The organism is Amycolatopsis sp. NPDC006131 (assembly GCF_040614175.1).
Classification (GTDB): domain Bacteria; phylum Actinomycetota; class Actinomycetes; order Mycobacteriales; family Pseudonocardiaceae; genus Amycolatopsis_E; species Amycolatopsis_E tucumanensis.
The window spans coordinates 1-16743 of sequence record NZ_JBEXTX010000092.1; the positions used below are offsets into that span (position 1 = coordinate 1).

Genomic DNA, 16743 nt, shown 5'->3' on the forward strand with positions numbered 1-16743 from the left:
GCCGGGCGGCCCCGGCCCGGGGTGCGGTGACGCCCCGGCCCCGTCGCACGGGGCCGGGACTCCGCGACTCAGAACGGCAGCCGCAGCACCAGGGCGTCCCGCACCGGGGCGTTCGCCCGGACGGCGTCCAGTTCGGACGGTGACAGCGCCTTGCGGTAGAGCCGGACGTCGTCCAGCGCGCCGTTCAGTCCCATGCCACCGTCGAGGCGGCGGCCGAGCCAGAACTGGAACGACACCCGCTCCGTCACCGAACCGGCCGCCGCCGGGCCGGCCGCCACCTGCACGCCGTCGACGAACAGCAGCAGCTGGCCGGCGGTGCGCTGCAGCGCCACGTGGTGCCACTGCTGGTCGTTGAACGCGCCCGCCGACGTCACCTGCTTGGTGCCCGCAGTGGTGGTCATCGACGCGATCAGCCGGTTCGCCCCCGGCTCGCCGCGCAGCCAGATCTGCGGCGCGGTCGAGCCCATGCCGCCCATCCAGAAGAACACCTGGTTGCTCGTCGACGCGCCGTACCGCACCCAGCCGGTCCACGTGAAGTCACCGTCGCCGACCACCTGCGCGCTGTCGTAGGGCACGCGCACGAAGTCGTCCACGCCGTCCAGCGAAAGCGCGCTGCCGTAGCGGCCTGCCGTGGACACCGGGCCGCCCACGAGGTAGGCGTCCGACCGTTCGCCGGACACGTCCCGCGTGGTCGGGCCGGCCGAGTTGCGCCAGCCCAGCACGTCCTCGGTGAAGCGGGCGAAGCGGATCTCGTCGCGCGCGTCGACCGGGCCGCCCTCGTACATCAGGCCGATCTCGGTGGTGCGCGCGGACCGGTCGCTGATCTGGACCATGTCCGAGTAGCCGGACCACTCGTCGGTCACCCGGGTGCCCTGCTCGGCGTTCTCCCAGCTCCGGCCGCCGTCGTAGGAGGAGCGGATCATCATCCACCGGCGCCGGTCGGTGTCCGACGGCGACGCGAACAGGATCCGGTCCGGCCCCGGCCGGTCCAGCCGCAGCAGCGAGCCCTGCACGATCGGCGTGACCAGGTCGGGGATCGTCCGGAACGGCTGGCTGAACGTCTCCCCGCCGTCGCGGCTGATCGCGTAGTCGCGGTTGCCGATGTCGGTGCCGCCCTGTTCGCGGCCGCCGGCGTAGATCGAGCCGTCGGCCAGTTCGACGACGCTGATTTCCTGGGGCCGTTGCGAGTAGGCGCTCTTCGGCGGGAACGAATAGGTGTCCACCGCGCCGATGTGCCAGGTCTGGCCGTGGTCGTCGCTGTAGACGAGCGCGCCGTGGTTGGCCACCACGTCGGTGCCCTCGGCGGTTTCGGCGTTCACGCCGAACACCAGCCGCCCGCGGTGCGGCCCCTTGGTGAGCTGGATGCCGTGCACCGGGCCGGAGGCGTACCAGGCGTTCCACTCCGGCCTGCTGGCCTGGGCGCTGATGTCCACCGGCGTGGACCAGGTGAGCCCGTCGTCGTCGCTGTACTGCACGTGCGGGGTCCGCGCGCACGGCACCTCGCAGTTCTTGCCGCCGGTGAGACCCGCGTTGTAGGTGGAGATCAGCACGATCCGGCCGGTCTGCTGGTCGACGATCGGGACCGGGTTGCCGTGTGTGTCGCCGTCGCCGGAGTTGATGACCTCCAGCGGCGACCAGGTCCGGCCGCCGTCGGTGGAGCGCTTGAGGACGAGGTCGATGTCACCGGCGTCGCCGCAGTCGTTGACCCGGCCCTCGGCGAACGCGAGGAGGGTGCCGGAGGTGCTCTTGACGATCGCGGGGATGCGGAAGCAGAAGTAGCCCTGCTCCTGCTTGGGGTTGAACAGCGACTGCTGGTCGAATCCCGGTCTGGCGGTGTCGGCGGAGGCGGTGACCCCGCCGCCGAGCAGACTGGCGAACAGCACCGCCACGAGCGGGACCGCGCGCCACGCTGCGAACGATCTCATGTGCCTTCCCTTCGGTCAGTGAATCCGGAGGACTGCGACGCCGCGCGGTGGCAACGTGTGCCGGGCCGACGGCGCCGAACCGGTGAGCAGGTCGGGGGCCGGTTCTCCCAGGTCCACCGCGACCGCATCCGTGTTGTGGTTGAGCAGGAACAGGAACTGCCGGTCCGCGGCTTCCCGGCGGACCGCCTGGACCCCGGCGGGCAGGCCGGGCAGGACCGGTCGTACACCCGCTTCCGCGGCCACCCGGTCGGCCAGCTCGCGCATCCCGGCCGGGTCCAGCCGCGTGCCGAGGTACCAGGCGACACCCGCGCCGTAGGCGTGTCGGGTCACCGCGGGGAAACCGGCCAGGTCACCGCCGTCGAAGGTCGCGACAGCCTCCGCGCCGCGCAGCTCCACGGCTTCCGACCACAGGCTGCCGGTCCACTCCGGACTCAGCGGCACCGAGGTGCCCGGCGCCAGCGGCCAGAACTCCTCCACCGCCACCCCGAGCGCCTCCCGCAGCGGGGCCACCGGGTAGCCGCCGAGGTGGGCGCGGTCGCACGAGTCGACGATGCCGGAGAAGAACGACACCACGAGGTGCCCGCCGCTCTCGACGTACCGGCGCAGGCCCTCGGCGGTGTCCGCATCGAGCAGGTACAGGTTCGGCACCACGACCAGCCGGTACCCGGACAGGTGATCGGGGCGCACCACGTCGCAGGAGATGCCGGCGTCGAAGAACGGCGCGTAGTGCGCCAGGTGCGCGTCGAGCTGCGTCACGTCCGCCGACGGGTGCGCGTCCAGCTCCAGTGCCCACCAGCTGTTCCAGTCGTGCAGGAACGCCACGTCCGATCGCACCCGGGTGCCCTCGACGTCGGCCAGCGCCGCGAGGTCCTGCCCGAGCGCCCGCGCCTCGGCGAACACCCGGGTGTCCGCGCCGGCGTGCGGCACCATCGCCGAGTGGAACTTCTCCGCGCCACCACGGCTCTGCCGCCACTGGAAGAACATCGCGGCATCCGCGCCGCGCGCCACCGCCTGCAGCACGCCCTGCCGCATCACGCCGGGGGCCTTGGCGCCGTTGTGCTTGCGCCAGTTCACCGCGCTCGGCGCGTGCTCCAGCAGCATCCACGGCTGCCCGTTCTTCAGCGACCGCACCACGTCGTACCCGAACGCCGCCTCGACGTGCCCCCGCGGGTCGTAGGGCTCGGGGTAGGAGTCCAGCGACACCACGTCCTCGTGCGGCTCCCACGCGTGCCAGTCCAGCGCCTTCTGCACCAGCCCGACGAAGTTGGTGGTGAGCGGGACGTCCGGCGTGACCCGGCGCAGGACCTCCGCCTCCACCCGGTAACACGCCAGCGACGCGTCCGAGGAGAACCGCTGGTAGTCCAGCTGCTGGGCGGGGTTGCGGAACGACGGCGCCACCCGCGGCGGCTGGATCTCCGCCCAGTCCGAGTAGCCCTGCGACCAGAACGTCGTCGACCACGCCGCGTTCAGCGCGTCCAGCGTGCCGTACCGCTCGCGCAACCAGGACCGGAAGTCCTCGGCGGAGGTGTCGCAGTAGCACGCGCGGATGTGGCAGCCGTACTCGTTGCCGACGTGCCAGATCTTCAGCGCCGGATGGTCGCCGTACCGGTTCGCGAGCTGCTCCACCAGCCGCGCGGCGTGCTCCCGGAACACCGGGCTGGACGGGCAGAACTGCTGCCGCGAACCCGGCGCGAGCCGTGTCCCGTCCTCGCGCACGGGCAGCACCTCGGGGTGGCGGTGGGTCAGCCACGGCGGCGGGGAGGCGGTCATCGTCGCCAGCGCCACCTGGATGCCGGCGGCCGCGAGCTTGTCCATCACGGTGTCGACCCAGCCGAAGTCGTACTCGCCCGGTCGCGGCTCGACCTTGGCCCAGGAGAAGACGCCGAGCGTCACCAGCGTGACCCCGGCCTCGGTCATCAGCTTGACGTCGGTGTCCCAGACGTCCTCGGCCCAGTGCTCCGGGTTGTAGTCCGCGCCGTAGTGGATCACAGCAGGCCCGCCTCGGTCAGCGCGCCCTTGATGCGCAACAGTTCCTCGTCGTTGAGCGGCAGTTGCGGCGGCGCCATCACCGAGTTGTCGATGAACCCGCGCATCTTCATCGCCGCCTTGAACGCGCCGAGCCCGGCCGAGCCGCGGCCCATCCGCTCCGGCGGCGCGGCGTGCGTGATGTCGTACAACCGCATGAGCCGGTCCTGTTCCCGCCGTGCCGTCGCGAGATCGCGATCGCCCGCCCGCACGCGGTCCCAGATCGTCACGTACCCGGCGGGGTCCACATTGGCCAGGCCGGGCACCGCGCCGTCCGCGCCCATCTGCAGCGCGAGGTCCACCACCAGCTCGGACCCGGTGAACACGGCGAACTCCGACAGCCCGCGCTCCCGGCGGCCCAGCAGCAGCGCGCCGAACCCGGCCTCGTCGCCGCTGGAGTCCTTCAGCCCGGCCAGCACGCCGTCCTCGGCCAGCCGCAGGACCATCTCCCGGTCCAGCTTCGAGTGCACCGCGACCGGGATGTCATAGGCGAAGATCGGCAGCGAGGCCTGCGCGTGCAGCAGCCGGAAGTGCTGCTCGATCTCCGCCGTGTGCGTGCGGGTGTAGTAGGGCGCGGTGATGACCAGCGCGTCCGCGCCCGCATCCTCGGCGACGCGGATGTGCTCGGCGACCCGCAGCGTCGTCATGTCGATGCACCCGGCGAGCACCGGGACCCGGCCGCCGACGTGCGCCACCGCCGTCTCGATCACCACCCGGCGCTGCCGGTCCGGCAGGAACGCCACCTCGCTGGACGAGCCCAGCACGAACACCCCGTGCACCCCGGCGTCCAGCTGGACGTCGAGGTGCCGGCGCAGCGAGTCCACGTCGATGGTGAAGTCGTCGCGGAACGGGGTGCACAGCGGGGGGATGATGCCGGTGAATCGAGTCATCGCACGCTCACTTCGAGTTCGGGGTGGATGCAGTGGTAGGTGTGCCCGTCGCCGGCGTCGGCGGACGGGGGCACCGCGCCGGCGCACTCGTCCGTCGCTTTCGGACAGCGGGTGCGGAAGGCGCACCCGCTCGGCGGGTTGACCGCGGACGGCACCGGCCCGGTCAGGACGATCGGTTCGATCGGGTTCAGCAGGCTCGGCGTGGCGGAGAACAGCGCCCGCGTGTACGGGTGCCGTGCGTCGTCGGGGATCGCCGCGGCGGGGGCGTCCTCGACGATGCGGCCCAGGTACATCGTGACGATGCGGTCGCTCATCTTGCGCACGGTCTGGATGTCGTGCGACACGAAGATCATCGCCAGGCCCAGCCGGTCCCGCAGGTCGAGCAGCAGGTTGAGGATCTGCGCGCGCACCGACACGTCCAGCGCCGAGGTCGGCTCGTCGGCGACCAGCAGCGACGGCTCCAGCGCCAGCGCACGCGCGATCGCCACGCGCTGCCGCTGGCCGCCGGACAGCTGCCCGGGCACCGCGTCCGCGACGCTGGGCGGCAGGCCGACCAGCTCCATCAGCTCGCGCACCCGCTCGGCCCGCTGCGCCGGGGTGCCGACGCGGTGCACGTCGAGCGGGTCCCGCACGATGCGGGCGATCGACATCCGGCGGTTCAGCGCGGTCGACGGGTCCTGGAAGATCATGCCGATGTCGCGGCCGAACTCGCGCTGGTCCGACACCGGTTCGCCGCGGTAACGCACGACGCCGCTGGTCGGCTTCTGCAGCCCGACGACGACCTTCGCCAGCGTGGTCTTGCCGCACCCGGACTCGCCGACCACGCCGATCGTCTCGCCGGGCCGCACGGTCAGCGTCGCGTCCGTCAGCGCGTGCACGGAGTCGCGCCCGAACAGCCCGGACGAGCGGATCTTGTGCACCACGTGCACCCGGTCCAGTTCCAGCAGGGTCATGCCGGCGCTCCCTTCACCAGGACCTCCGGTTCCGCCACCGGTTCGGCGGGGTGGTGGCACGCTACGAGGTGGTCCATCCCGGTGCCCTCGACCACTGGCGGGTCGGTGCGGCAGTGCGCCCGCGCCGCGGGGCAGCGGTCGGAAAACCGGCAGCCGGGCGCGAAGTCCGCTGGGGCCGGGACGACGCCCTTGATCTGGGTGAGCCGGGCGTCGTTCTCCTCCAGCGACAACACCGCGCTGAGCAGGCCGCGCGTGTAGTGGTGCCGCGGCGCGCCGACGACCTGCGCGGTCGTGCCCGCCTCGGCGACCTGCCCGCCGTACATCACGACGACGCGATCGGCCACATCGGACACCAGCGCCAGGTCGTGCGACACCAGCACCAGTGCGAAGCCCAGCTCCTCCTGCAGGCGCAGCAGCAGCGAGATGACCTGCGCCTGCACGGTCACGTCCAGCGCGGTGGTCGGCTCGTCGGCCACGATCAGCTTGGGGCTGCGGGACAACGCCATCGCGATCAGCACCCGCTGCCGCTGTCCGCCGGACAGCTCGTGCGGGTAGGCGCGCAGCGTGCGGTCCGGGTCGAGGTTGACCAGCTCCACCAGCTCGCGCGGGGTGCGGGTGCCGCCGCGGCGGGTGAACTGCTTGAGCTGCGCCTGGATCGTCATCGCCGGGTTCAGCGAGCTGAGCGCGTCCTGGTAGATCATCGCGATGTCGTGCCCGAGGTGCCGGCGCCGCGCGGACGGTTTCATCGTGAGCAGGTCCTCGCCGTCGAACCGGATCCGGCCGGACAGCCGCGCGGTCCGCGGCTGCAGCCCGACGATCGACAGCGCGGTCAGCGACTTGCCGCAGCCCGATTCCCCGATCAGGCCGAGCACCTCGCCCGAGCGCACGGTGAACGAGACGTCGTCGACGACGTTGACGCCGTTGTGCCGTTCCGGGAATGCGATCGTCAGCCCCTCGACGGAGAGCAGGGTGTCCCGCCCGGTCAGCGCACGGGCACGGCGGGACAACCGCTCGCCCACCTCGCGCAGACCGCGGATCGGCAGCACCGGCGCGACGTTCTCGGCCGCCTCCTCGGCGACGACCGCCTTGGCGACCTCCGCCGCCTTCGCGGTGCGGGACGACGGCGCCGCCCACGCGTCCGAGATCCCTTCGGACAGCACGTTCAGCGCCAGCACCGTGAACAGGATCATCAGGCCCGGGAACAACGTGGCCCACCAGCCGCCGTTGAGCACCATGTCCTTGCCGTCGGCGAGCACCGAGCCCCACGACGGGTCGGGCGGCTGGATGCCGGCGCCGATGAACGACAGCGACGCCTCGAACACGATCGCGTCGGCCACCATCACCGTGCAGAACACCAGGATCGGCGCGGCGCAGTTCACCGCGACGTGCTTGACCAGGATGAAGAACCGGCGCGCGCCGATGATGTGCTCGGCCGCGACGTAGTCCTCGCTGTACTGCGCCAGCACGTTCGCCCGCACCACGCGCGCGACCGGCGGCACGTTGACGAATGCGATCGCCAGGATCAGCACCCCGATGCCGCGGCCGAACACCGCGACGAGCACGGCCGCGAGCGCGATGCCGGGGAAGGCCATCAGCACGTCGAGCACGCGCATGACCACCGAGTCCACCCCGCGCCGGGAGGTGGCCGCGAGCGCTCCGATCAGCGCGCCGCAGACCAGCGCCAGCGCGGCGGCGCCGAGCCCGATCGCGAGCGACCAGCGGGCGCCGTGCACGACGCGGGAGAGGATGTCGCGGCCGGACTGGTCGGTGCCGAACCAGTGCGCGGCGTTCGGCCCGGTGACCTCGGTGCCCAGCGCGTAGGGGTCCTTGACCAGCAGCGGGCCGATGAGCGCGACCAGCGCGAGCACGGCCAGCACCCCGATCGAGATCCAGGACGCGGTGTTGAACCGGCGGAACCGGATGCCGGGCCGGGACAGGCGCTGCGTGAGCCCGGGCCGGTACAGCTGCCGCATCACGACCGGCTCCGCAGGCGCGGGTTCACGATCAGGTACAGCACGTCGACGATCAGGTTGACCAGGACGAACCCGACCGCGATGGTGATCACGAAGCCCTGGACCTTCGCGGTGTCGCCGTCCTTGACGGCCTGGATCATGTTCTGTCCCATCCCGGGCAGCGCGAACATCGTCTCGATCACGACGGCGCCGCCCAGCAGGTAGCCGACCCGCAGGCCGAGCACGGTGAGGGGGTTGATCAGCGCGTTGCGCAGCACGTTGCGGCCGACGACCACCACCGGCGGCAGGCCGCCGCCGCGTGCGGTGCGGACGTAGTCCTTGTCCAGCTCCTCGACCATCGAGGTGCGGATGATGCGCGTCAGCTGCGCGGCGACCGGCAGCGCGAGCGAGATCGCGGGCAGCGCCAGCGAGTTGAGCCAGCCGCCGAACGAGTCGGCCGGGCTGACGTACCCGCTGGTGGGGAACAGTCCCTCGCCCACCGCGAGCCACTGGACGAGCAGCACCGCGATCCAGAACGCGGGCGCGGCGACGCCGGCCAGCGTGACGATCCGGATCAGCTGGTCCGGCCAGCGGTCGCGGAACAGCGCCGAGGTCACGCCGAGCACGAGCCCGGCGACGATCGCGATCAGCAGGCCGAGCAGGGTGAGCTGCACGGTCAGCGGCAGCGCGGTGGCGATCACCTGCCCGACCGGCTCCTTCGTGATCACGCTGGTGCCGAAGTCGCCCTGCAGCAGGTGCCACACGAAGTGCACGTACTGCAGCGGGAGCGGGTCGAGCAGGCCGTTCTCCTGCCGGAACTGCTGGAGCTGTTCCGGCGTGGGGTTGGCGTCGCCGAGCGCGGCCACCGCCGTGTCCACGGGGGAGAACTGCATGACGATGAAGACGAACAGGACCACCCCGAGCACCAGCGGGATCAGGGCGAGGATGCGGGTGAGCAGCATCCGCACGACGACGGCCATGGCAGCGCCCCTCAGACCGGCTTGGCCTGGTTGAGGTAGATGCCCGGGTAGCCCTGCGCCCGCACGCCCGTGATCTTCTGCGCGTTCCACGCGGTGCCGAGCTGGGTGAACACCACGGGGTAGATGACGGCGTGCTCGGAGATCAGGTCCAGCAGCTGCTTGGTGAGCTGCGCGCGGCGCGTCTCGTCGGTCTCCGCGGCGGCCTGGTTCTGCAGGTCCAGCAGTGCCTGCGACTCCGGGCCGGTCCACCGGGCGTAGGTGGTCATCAGCACCGACGTCTTGTCGTAGTAGTAGCGGGTCAGCAGGTCCGGGTCGTTGCCGAACTGCAGCGGGTTGTTGGTGGTGGCGACGACCTCGAAGTCCTTGCCGCTGTCCAGTTTCGAGAACAGCGCCTTGGTGTCCTGCGAGTCCAGCGTGGTGGTCACGCCGATCGCGTCCCAGCCCTCCTTGATGACCTTCACGCAGTCCGAGACGAGGGAGGTGTTGGTGGTGGACAGGGTGATCGCCAGGTTGGTGACGCCGGCCTGCTGGAGCAGTTGCCTGGCCTTGTCCGGGTTGTAGGCGAAGTCGTTGGCGGCCGGCTGGGAGGCGGGCAGCTTCGGGTTGATGAACGAGGTCGCCGCCGTGCCCGCGCCCTGCAGGCCGATCTGGATCATCTTCTGCTTGTCGATGGCGTAGTGCAGGGCCTGCCGCACGAGCTTGTTGTCGAACGGCGCGTGCGCGGTGTTGAACATCAGGAACAGGTTGTTGCCGCCGTCGGCGAACTCGACGCTGCGGCCGGACTTGCGCAGCTGCTCGGCGTTGGCCGCCGGGATGTTCTCCACGATCTGCGCCTCCGGGTTGGCCCCGGAGATGGCCGCGACGCGCGGCGCGGCGTCCACGATCGACTTCCACAGCATGGACTGGTAGGCCGCCGGGCGCGGGCCGTTGTACTCGGCGAACTTCTCGAAGCGGGTGTAGGACAGCGGGGCCTGCTCGACGACCTTGTACGGGCCGGAGCCGACGACCTTGCCGCCCGCGGCGTCCTTCCACTTGCCCTCGAAGACGTGCTTGGGGCAGATCTTGGCGGTCTGGATTCGCTTGAGGGCGTACGGGAACGGGTGCTTGAGCACGAACTCGACGGAGTTCTCGCCGGTCTTGCGCACTTCGGCGAGCCAGTCCGCGAAGAAGCTGTGGACCAGCACCTTTTCGTTGGGGTCGAGCACGCGGGCGTAGGTGAAGACGACGTCGTCGGCGGTCACCGGGGTGCCGTCGTGCCACTTGGCGCCGTCGCGCAGCTCGAACTTCAGGCTGGTGCCGGTGAGGTCGGCCGGGAGCGCCTTGGCCAGGCCGGGGAACGGGTCGCGGGTGATCGGGTCGCCCTCGACCAGCGATTCGTAGCAGTGCAGGTTGGCGGCCATCGAGAAGGCGGATGCCGTCTGCAGCGGGTCCCAGGTCTGGTTGTTGCCGTAGCCGATGACCGCGGTGAGCGTGCCGGTGGAGCTGCCCGTGGTGTTGGTGGATGCCGGTCCGCCACAGGCCCCCAGGGTGACCGAGAAGGCCGCGGCCGTGCCGGCGAGTCCGGTGTACCGCAGGAAATCGCGGCGGCTGAGGCCGGACAGGCTGTGCGACATGACGTCTCCTGACTTGTGCGTCGTTGATCAGGCCGGAGCATGGAAGTAGGACGTAGGACGTCCTGCGACCGGGTGACTGTAAACAGCGGCGCGTCCCGTGGTCAAGGGGTCTGACGTAGGATGTCCGGAAATCCGGTGGTCAGCAGGCGGGGAGTTGGATGTGGCACGCCCTCAGCTCGGCGACGAGATCAGCAAACGGATCATCGACCTGATCATCGAGCGGGACCTCCCGCCGGGGTCGCCGATGCCGACCGAGCTGGACCTGATGGCCGACATCGGGGTGAGCCGCAATTCGATCCGCGAGGCGATCCGGGCGCTGCGGGCGCTGGGGATCGTCGAGGTGCGGCACGGGTACGGCACGTTCGTCGGCTCGGCCGGTTCGGAGGCGCTGCGGACGTGGCTGCTGTTCCGCACCCGGACGCCCGGGGCGGGGACGACGGGCCGGTTGCGGGACCTGCTCGAGGTGCGGGAGATGCTGGAGACCGAGCTGACGCGCCGGGTGGCGCGGCGGCACCGGCCGGAGCTGATCGCGGCGCTGGAGTCGTGCGTGGCGCGGATGCGCAAGGGCCCGGACAGCGCGGCCGCCGACCGCGAGTTCCACGACCTGATCTGCGCCGAGGCCGGTTTCGACCTGGCCCGCGAGCTGACGCGCCTGTTCTGGGACGTGTACCGGGCGGCGGAGGCCGAGCTGGGCGGCCCGGCCGGCTCGGCGAGCTCCACGGCGAAGCGTCACCAGGCGATCGTGGATGCCTTGGTGGCGGGGGATGCCGATGCTGCTGAGGAGGCCGTGCACCGGCACTTCGACGAGGTGCGAAAGCGCGCGAAGGCCGGCAAGTACGGGGGATTCGGGGTGGCGGCGCCGGTTGATTAGCGGGCGCCTTCCGAACCCGATCTTTCAGTGTTCGGTTGCCCGATGCGAGTCGGCAACGAAGTGAAGCCGACGCCCGGGGCGCTACGCGTAGCGCCTACAAAATCCGCCTCAACCAGGAGGCCTGCTCGGCGACCTGAGCCCCCTGTCCTCCTTCGTGCTCGTTCCACTCCCACGCGCGGATCTCCGAATCTCCGCCCCACCGGTTGAACGCCGCGAACACCGTCGACGGAGGGCAAACCGGATCCCGCAGCGCCACGCTGAACAACGCAGGCGCCGAAGCCCGCGAAGCCAGCACGGCCCCGTCGAAATACCGCAGCGTGGCAAACGCCTCCCCGGCCCGGTGCCGGTGCGCCGCCAGCCACGTCACCAGCTCCAGGTACGGCCCCTCGGAAGCGATCTCCGCCCCGCGCCGGAAGTGGCACAGGAACGGCACGTCCGGCATCGCGGCCGCGACTCCGGGCGCCAGCGCCGCCGCGGCGATCGTGATTCCGCCGCCCTGGCTGCCGCCTGCCACCACGATCCGGTCCGCGTCCACCGACGGGTGCGCCCGCGCGGCCGCCACCGCCCGCACCGCGTCGACGTACACCCGCCGGTAGAAGTACTGCTCCGGGTCCAGGATCCCGAGTGTCATGAAACCCGGCACGTGCGGCCCGGCCGACCAGGAATCGCCTGTCGCGCCGGGCACCGCCTTCCCGCCCTGGCCGCGCGTGTCCACCACCAGGTGCGCGTACCCGAACGCCGACCACGTCAGGTAATCGTGCGGCAGGCCGCGCCCCAGGTTGTACCCCAGGTACTGCACCACGCACGGCAGCTTCGCCGGCCGGTCCCGCGGCAGCAGCAGCCACGCCGAGATCCGCTGCCCCGCCGCGCCGGTGAACGACGCGTCGAACACGTCCACCGTCCGCAGCAAAGTCTCCTGTGGACGGAACACCGGGTCCAGCGGTGACCGGTCCGCCTCGGCCAGCGCGGTGGCCCAGAAGGCGTCCAGGTCGGCGGGTTCGTCCAGTGGCGGCCGGTACTCGGACAGCTCCGACAGCGGCAGGTCGTACAGCGTCGTCACGCTGGGGACCCTAGCGCCGGAAACCGCCGCCGACGAGGGGTTCAGCCGATTCTGTCCACACCGGACAAAAAAGGTCAGTCCCGGCCCTCACGCAGGGTCGGCAGCCCCGCCGCCAGGGCCCGCAGCATCCGCTTCGCCGTCGGGGCGAACTGGATGCACAACTCGGCGATCACCGGGTCCTCCGCGTAGAGCTTCGCCATCACCGGGGGTGGGTTCGCCGCCGGGTACAGCAGCGCGGCGAGACCGGCCGCCGCGCCGACCAGTTCGCCCGCCTCGTCCTCGGTCAGGTCCGGCCGCGCCCGCGCGACGGCGGACGACACCTTCGCCAGCGCCTCGGCCGTCCGGAGCTTGAAGGCGCGCGCCGCCTCGACGGTCACGTTGTGCTCCAGCGTGATCGAGCTGTGCGAGAGCAGGTCGCAGAAGAGAGGGCGCTCCTCGAGCGTCTCCACCAGCGCGTCGAACACGCCGTCCGGCGAGGACGCCGCCGCGATGCGCTCCAGCGCAGCCGTCTCCCAGTCGTGGAACTCCTGCGCCGCCAGTTCGAGGTAGATCTCCTCGCGGGTGGCGAAGTACCGCGCCAGGTTGGACTTCGCGAGCCCGACCGCGGCCGCGAGGCTGCCCAAGCTGACGTTCCGAACGCCCGAGGTGAGCGCGAGCTCACGCGCGGCCGCGAGGATCGCCTCGCGCCGCTGCTGCTTGTGCTCCGGGCGCCGCGCGCGGAGGAACTCTTTCGACATCGCCGGATCATTCTACGACCCCCGATTAGAGGACGCTGTTCTCTTGTTAAGAGGACGGTGTCCTGCTAGCTTCGGGAGAAACCGGGAGGAGCAGACATGGTCGAGGTGTCACTGCGGGTCAACGGATCCGCGCAACGGCTGGACGTCCCGCCCCAGGTCAGCCTGCTCGACGCGCTGCGCGAGGAGCTGGGCCTGACGGGCACGAAAAAGGGCTGCGACCAGGGCGCGTGCGGCGCGTGCACCGTGCTGGCCGACGGCGACCGCATCAACTCCTGCCTCGCGCTGGCGGTGCAGTACGACGGGCGGGAGATCACCACGGTCGAGGGGCTCGGCCACCCGCTGCAGGAGGCGTTCGTCCGCGCCGACGGCCTGCAGTGCGGCTACTGCACGCCGGGCCAGCTGTGCTCGGCGGTGGGCATGCTCGCCGAGCACAAGGAGGGCGCGCCGAGCGCCGTGACCGAGCACCTGACCACCTCGCCGGAGCTGAGCGACGAGGAGATCCGCGAGCGGATGAGCGGCAACCTGTGCCGCTGCGGCGCCTACAACGGCATCGTCGACGCGATCCGGGAGGTCGCGGAATGAGATCGTTCACCTACGTCAGCGCCCCGGACGTGCCGGCCGCGCTCGCGGCCGTCGCGGACGGCGACGCCAAGTTCCTCGGCGGCGGCACGAACCTCGTCGACCTGATGCGCGAGGGCATCGAACGGCCGGCCACCGTGGTCGACGTCAGCCGCCTGCCGCTGACCGCCGTCGAGGAGCTGCCCGGCGGCGGCGTCCGCATCGGCGCCCTCGTGCGCAACAGCCGCCTCGCCGCCCACCCGGTCATCCGTGCCAGGTACCCGGTGCTGGCGCACGCGATCCTGCACGGCGCCTCCGCCCAGCTGCGTAACATGGCGACCGTCGGCGGCAACCTGATGCAGCGCACCCGCTGCCTCTACTTCTACGACGACGCCGCGCCGTGCAACAAGCGCACGCCCGGCAGCGGCTGCGGCGCCCTCGACGGGTTCGCCCGCTCCACGGCCGTTCTCGGCGTGAGCGACCACTGCATCGCCACCCACCCCTCCGACATGGCCGTCGCGCTGGCGATGCTCGACGCCGTCGTCGAGGTCGAGAGCACCCGCGGCACCCGGCGGATCCCCATCGCCGACTTCCACCGCGCACCCGGCGACACCCCGCACGTCGAAACGGCGCTGGCGCCCGACGAGCTGATCACCGCGGTCGAGCTGCCGCCGGTGCCGGTGGCCGCGAACTCCCGGTACCGCAAGGTGCGCGACCGCGCGTCGTACGCGTTCGCCCTGGTCTCGGTCGCCGCCGCGCTGCGCGTCGAGGACGGGGAGATCGCCGAGGCACGCGTGGCGCTCGGCGGTGTCGCGACGAAGCCGTGGCGCGCGGTCGAGGCCGAACGGCTCCTGGTCGGCGCGCCGGCCACCGATGACACCTTCCGCCGCGCCGCCGAAGCCGAACTCGCGCCCGCGATCACCCGGGAAGCCAACGCGTTCAAGGTCGGCCTGGCCGTCCGCACGACCGTGGCGACCCTGCGTCAGCTGGCCACCGGGGGAGGTGCGGCATGAGCGTCATCGGCGCCCCGCTGGACCGCCGCGACGGCCCGGCCAAGACGACCGGCGCGGCGCGGTTCGCGGCCGAGCACCTCCGCCCCGGCCTCACGCACGCCGCGCTGGTGCACGCCACGATCAGCCGCGGCCGCGTCACCCGCCTCGACACCACGGCGGCGAGCGCGGTGCCCGGCGTCATCACCGTGCTGACCCACCACAACGCGCCCCCGCTCAAGCCGGCGCCCAAGGTGAACCCGCTCAACCTCAGTACGCTGGTGTCCGGCACCTCGGTGAACTACCTGCAGGACGACGAGGTCCACTTCGACGGGCAGCCGGTCGCGGTGGTGGTGGCGGAAACCTCGGCCGCGGCGAAGGAAGCGGCGGCGCTCGTGCGCGTGGAGTACGCCCTGCTGCCCTCCACTGTGGACTTCGAGTCGATGGCGCCGCACGCGAAGAAGCAGCCGTACAGCCCGGTCTCCCCGGGCGAGGCGAAGAAGGGCGACGCGGAGAAGGCGTTCGGCGAGGCGCCGGTGACCGTGGACCACCGGTACACCACGCCGCCGCACCAGCACAACGCGATCGAACCGCACGCCACCATCGCGGAGTGGGACGGCGACCGCCTCACCGTGCACGAATCGACCCAGTCCATCGACTGGTGCCGCAACCACCTCGCCGTCCGCTTCGGCGTGCCCGCCGCCGACGTGCGGGTGATCGCGCCGTTCGTCGGCGGCGGTTTCGGCGGCAAGGGCATGGTCTGGCCGGGCACGGTCCTCGCCGCGCTGGCCGCACGCGCGACCGGACGGCCGGTGCGGCTCGTGCTGACCCGCGAGGACGTGTACCGCACGGTCGGCGGCCGGACGCCGTCGATCCAGCGCGTCGCGCTCGGCGTGGACCGCGACGGCTCGCTGACCGCGCTGATCCACACCAGCGTGACCCGCACCGGCCGCGTCGGCGGCGCACCCGAGCAGGTCACCTCGCAGTCGCGGCACCTCTACGGCGCGGACCACATCCTCATCCAGGCGAGCACGGTCGAGCTGGACCTGGTGCCGAACACGTCGATGCGCGCGCCCGGCGAGTCGATCGGCACGTTCGCGGTCGAGTCGGCGGTCGACGAGCTGGCCGCCGAGCTCGGCATGGACCCGATCGAGCTGCGGATGCGCAACGAACCCGAGCGCAACCCCTTGGACGGCAAGGAGTTCACCCACCGCAGGCTGCGGGAGGTCTACGAAGCCGGCGCGTCGCGGTTCGGCTGGCGGGACCGGGCGCCGGAGCCCGGCGCGACGCGCGACGGCCGGTGGCTGGTCGGGATGGGGGTCGCCACGGCCTACCACCCGGCGTGGCTGTTCACCGCCAACGTGACGCTGCGGCTGTCGGCCGACGGTACGGTCCTCCTGCGCTGCGGCTTCCAGGAGATGGGCATGGGCGCGGCGACGGCGCAGGCGCAGATCACCGCGGACGCGCTCGGCGTGCCGGTCGACGCGGTGCGCGTCGAGTACGGCGACTCGGCGCTGCCGGTGGCGCCCACCGCGGGCGGTTCGACGCAGACCGCGAGCGTGGCGGCCAGCGTGCTCGAAGCGGCCGAGAAGCTGAAGCGGCGGCTGCCGAAGGGGGCCGGGGACCTGGTGGCGGCCGTGCGGCGGGCGGGAGTGCCGCACGTGGAGGTGTCGGTCGGGTCGGACAGCCGGTTCGGCCGCCTCGCCGGGCAAGCCCGGCTCATCGGCCGGTTCGTGCGCGACCGGCGGCGGGTGCGGGCCGCGACCGGGGCGCAGTTCTGCGAGGTGCGCGTCGACCCGGACACCGGCGAGGTGCGGATCTCGCGGTGGCTCGGGGTGTTCGACATCGGCACGGTGGTCAACGCGAAGACCGCGGCGAGCCAGCTGCGCGGCGGGATCGTGATGGGCATCGGCATGGCCCTGTCCGAGGAGACCCTGGTGGACCCGCGCACCGGGCGGATCATGAACCCCAGCCTGGCCGAGTACCACGTGCCCGTGCACGCCGACGTGCCACGCATCGAAGTGTCCACACTGGACGACCCGGACCCCACGACGCCGCTGGGCATCGTCGGCGCCGGCGAGGTGGGCATCACCGGGGTGGCGGCGGCGGTGGCGAACGCGGTGTTCCACGCGACGGGTAAGCGGGTGCGCGACCTGCCGATCACGCTGGACAAACTGCTCTGACCGGACG

13 protein-coding genes are annotated in these 16743 nt (G+C 71.8%); 4 read left to right on the top strand and 9 right to left on the bottom strand.

All coding sequences use genetic code 11. The features are described 5' to 3' along the window. Window positions 1-68: 68 nt before the first annotated feature. From ABZ215_RS33160 to ABZ215_RS33190, 7 genes are read right to left on the bottom strand one after another with little or no spacing between them, the layout of a single operon-like run. Window positions 69-1925 (bottom strand): sialidase family protein, encoded by a 1857-nt coding sequence (locus ABZ215_RS33160; protein ID WP_354954198.1) that lies wholly within the window; start codon window positions 1923-1925, stop codon window positions 69-71. Window positions 1926-1940: 15 nt separating this feature from the next. After that, window positions 1941-3914, bottom strand: coding sequence for a beta-galactosidase (locus ABZ215_RS33165; RefSeq protein WP_354954200.1), 1974 nt, complete (start codon window positions 3912-3914; stop codon window positions 1941-1943). Further along, complete coding sequence (locus ABZ215_RS33170) at window positions 3911-4840, bottom strand: dihydrodipicolinate synthase family protein (protein ID WP_354954202.1); 930 nt, start codon at window positions 4838-4840, stop codon at window positions 3911-3913. The genes ABZ215_RS33165 and ABZ215_RS33170 overlap by 4 nt, the downstream gene beginning before the upstream one ends. After that, the gene (locus ABZ215_RS33175) at window positions 4837-5793 is read right to left on the bottom strand and encodes an ABC transporter ATP-binding protein (protein WP_354954204.1); all 957 of its coding nucleotides are present in this window, start codon (window positions 5791-5793) and stop codon (window positions 4837-4839) included. The genes ABZ215_RS33170 and ABZ215_RS33175 overlap by 4 nt, the downstream gene beginning before the upstream one ends. After that, window positions 5790-7766, bottom strand: a complete 1977-nt coding sequence (locus ABZ215_RS33180; RefSeq protein WP_354712722.1) for a dipeptide/oligopeptide/nickel ABC transporter permease/ATP-binding protein — start codon at window positions 7764-7766, stop codon at window positions 5790-5792. The genes ABZ215_RS33175 and ABZ215_RS33180 overlap by 4 nt, the downstream gene beginning before the upstream one ends. Then, complete coding sequence (locus ABZ215_RS33185; RefSeq protein ID WP_354954206.1) at window positions 7766-8725, bottom strand: ABC transporter permease; 960 nt, start codon at window positions 8723-8725, stop codon at window positions 7766-7768. Before ABZ215_RS33185 ends, ABZ215_RS33180 begins: the two co-directional genes overlap by 1 nt. Before the next feature lie 11 nt (window positions 8726-8736). Further along, window positions 8737-10338, bottom strand: coding sequence for an ABC transporter substrate-binding protein (locus tag ABZ215_RS33190; RefSeq protein ID WP_020421222.1), 1602 nt, complete (start codon window positions 10336-10338; stop codon window positions 8737-8739). A 160-nt stretch (window positions 10339-10498) separates the two neighbouring features. On the opposite strand from ABZ215_RS33190, the gene ABZ215_RS33195 reads away from it, so the two are divergent. Further along, entirely contained in the window at window positions 10499-11209 is a 711-nt protein-coding gene (locus ABZ215_RS33195) for an FCD domain-containing protein (RefSeq protein ID WP_020421221.1), read from the top strand. A gap of 94 nt (window positions 11210-11303) precedes the next feature. Here ABZ215_RS33195 and ABZ215_RS33200 read toward each other — a convergent pair whose 3' ends face one another. Further along, complete coding sequence (locus ABZ215_RS33200) at window positions 11304-12269, bottom strand: acetylxylan esterase (RefSeq protein ID WP_354954208.1); 966 nt, start codon at window positions 12267-12269, stop codon at window positions 11304-11306. A gap of 74 nt (window positions 12270-12343) precedes the next feature. Then, on the bottom strand, window positions 12344-13006 hold the full coding sequence (locus tag ABZ215_RS33205) for a TetR family transcriptional regulator (RefSeq protein ID WP_354714493.1): 663 nt from the start codon (window positions 13004-13006) through the stop codon (window positions 12344-12346). Window positions 13007-13102: 96 nt separating this feature from the next. Between ABZ215_RS33205 and ABZ215_RS33210 the strand changes: the two genes are divergently transcribed. Genes ABZ215_RS33210 through ABZ215_RS33220 form a run of 3 tightly spaced genes read left to right on the top strand, consistent with a single transcriptional unit; the run spans window position 13103 to window position 16736 of the window. Continuing rightward, window positions 13103-13588 (top strand): 2Fe-2S iron-sulfur cluster-binding protein, encoded by a 486-nt coding sequence (locus tag ABZ215_RS33210; protein WP_020421218.1) that lies wholly within the window; start codon window positions 13103-13105, stop codon window positions 13586-13588. Next, entirely contained in the window at window positions 13585-14577 is a 993-nt protein-coding gene (locus ABZ215_RS33215) for a xanthine dehydrogenase family protein subunit M (RefSeq protein ID WP_354954210.1), read from the top strand. The genes ABZ215_RS33210 and ABZ215_RS33215 overlap by 4 nt, the downstream gene beginning before the upstream one ends. After that, window positions 14574-16736 carry a xanthine dehydrogenase family protein molybdopterin-binding subunit gene (locus ABZ215_RS33220; protein WP_354954212.1) on the top strand — a complete coding sequence of 721 codons (2163 nt, stop codon included), beginning with the start codon at window positions 14574-14576 and terminating at the stop codon, window positions 16734-16736. The genes ABZ215_RS33215 and ABZ215_RS33220 overlap by 4 nt, the downstream gene beginning before the upstream one ends. Window positions 16737-16743: the final 7 nt, after the last annotated feature.

Coding starts and splice junctions, on each gene's coding strand:
- ABZ215_RS33215 (WP_354954210.1), top strand. CDS start 13,585: ATGAGATCGTTCACCTACGTCAGCGCCCCGGACGTGCCGGCCGCGCTC.
- ABZ215_RS33210 (WP_020421218.1), top strand. CDS start 13,103: ATGGTCGAGGTGTCACTGCGGGTCAACGGATCCGCGCAACGGCTGGAC.
- ABZ215_RS33180 (WP_354712722.1), bottom strand. CDS start 7,766: ATGCGGCAGCTGTACCGGCCCGGGCTCACGCAGCGCCTGTCCCGGCCC.
- ABZ215_RS33220 (WP_354954212.1), top strand. CDS start 14,574: ATGAGCGTCATCGGCGCCCCGCTGGACCGCCGCGACGGCCCGGCCAAG.
- ABZ215_RS33185 (WP_354954206.1), bottom strand. CDS start 8,725: ATGGCCGTCGTCGTGCGGATGCTGCTCACCCGCATCCTCGCCCTGATC.
- ABZ215_RS33190 (WP_020421222.1), bottom strand. CDS start 10,338: ATGTCGCACAGCCTGTCCGGCCTCAGCCGCCGCGATTTCCTGCGGTAC.
- ABZ215_RS33170 (WP_354954202.1), bottom strand. CDS start 4,840: ATGACTCGATTCACCGGCATCATCCCCCCGCTGTGCACCCCGTTCCGC.
- ABZ215_RS33175 (WP_354954204.1), bottom strand. CDS start 5,793: ATGACCCTGCTGGAACTGGACCGGGTGCACGTGGTGCACAAGATCCGC.
- ABZ215_RS33205 (WP_354714493.1), bottom strand. CDS start 13,006: ATGTCGAAAGAGTTCCTCCGCGCGCGGCGCCCGGAGCACAAGCAGCAG.
- ABZ215_RS33160 (WP_354954198.1), bottom strand. CDS start 1,925: ATGAGATCGTTCGCAGCGTGGCGCGCGGTCCCGCTCGTGGCGGTGCTG.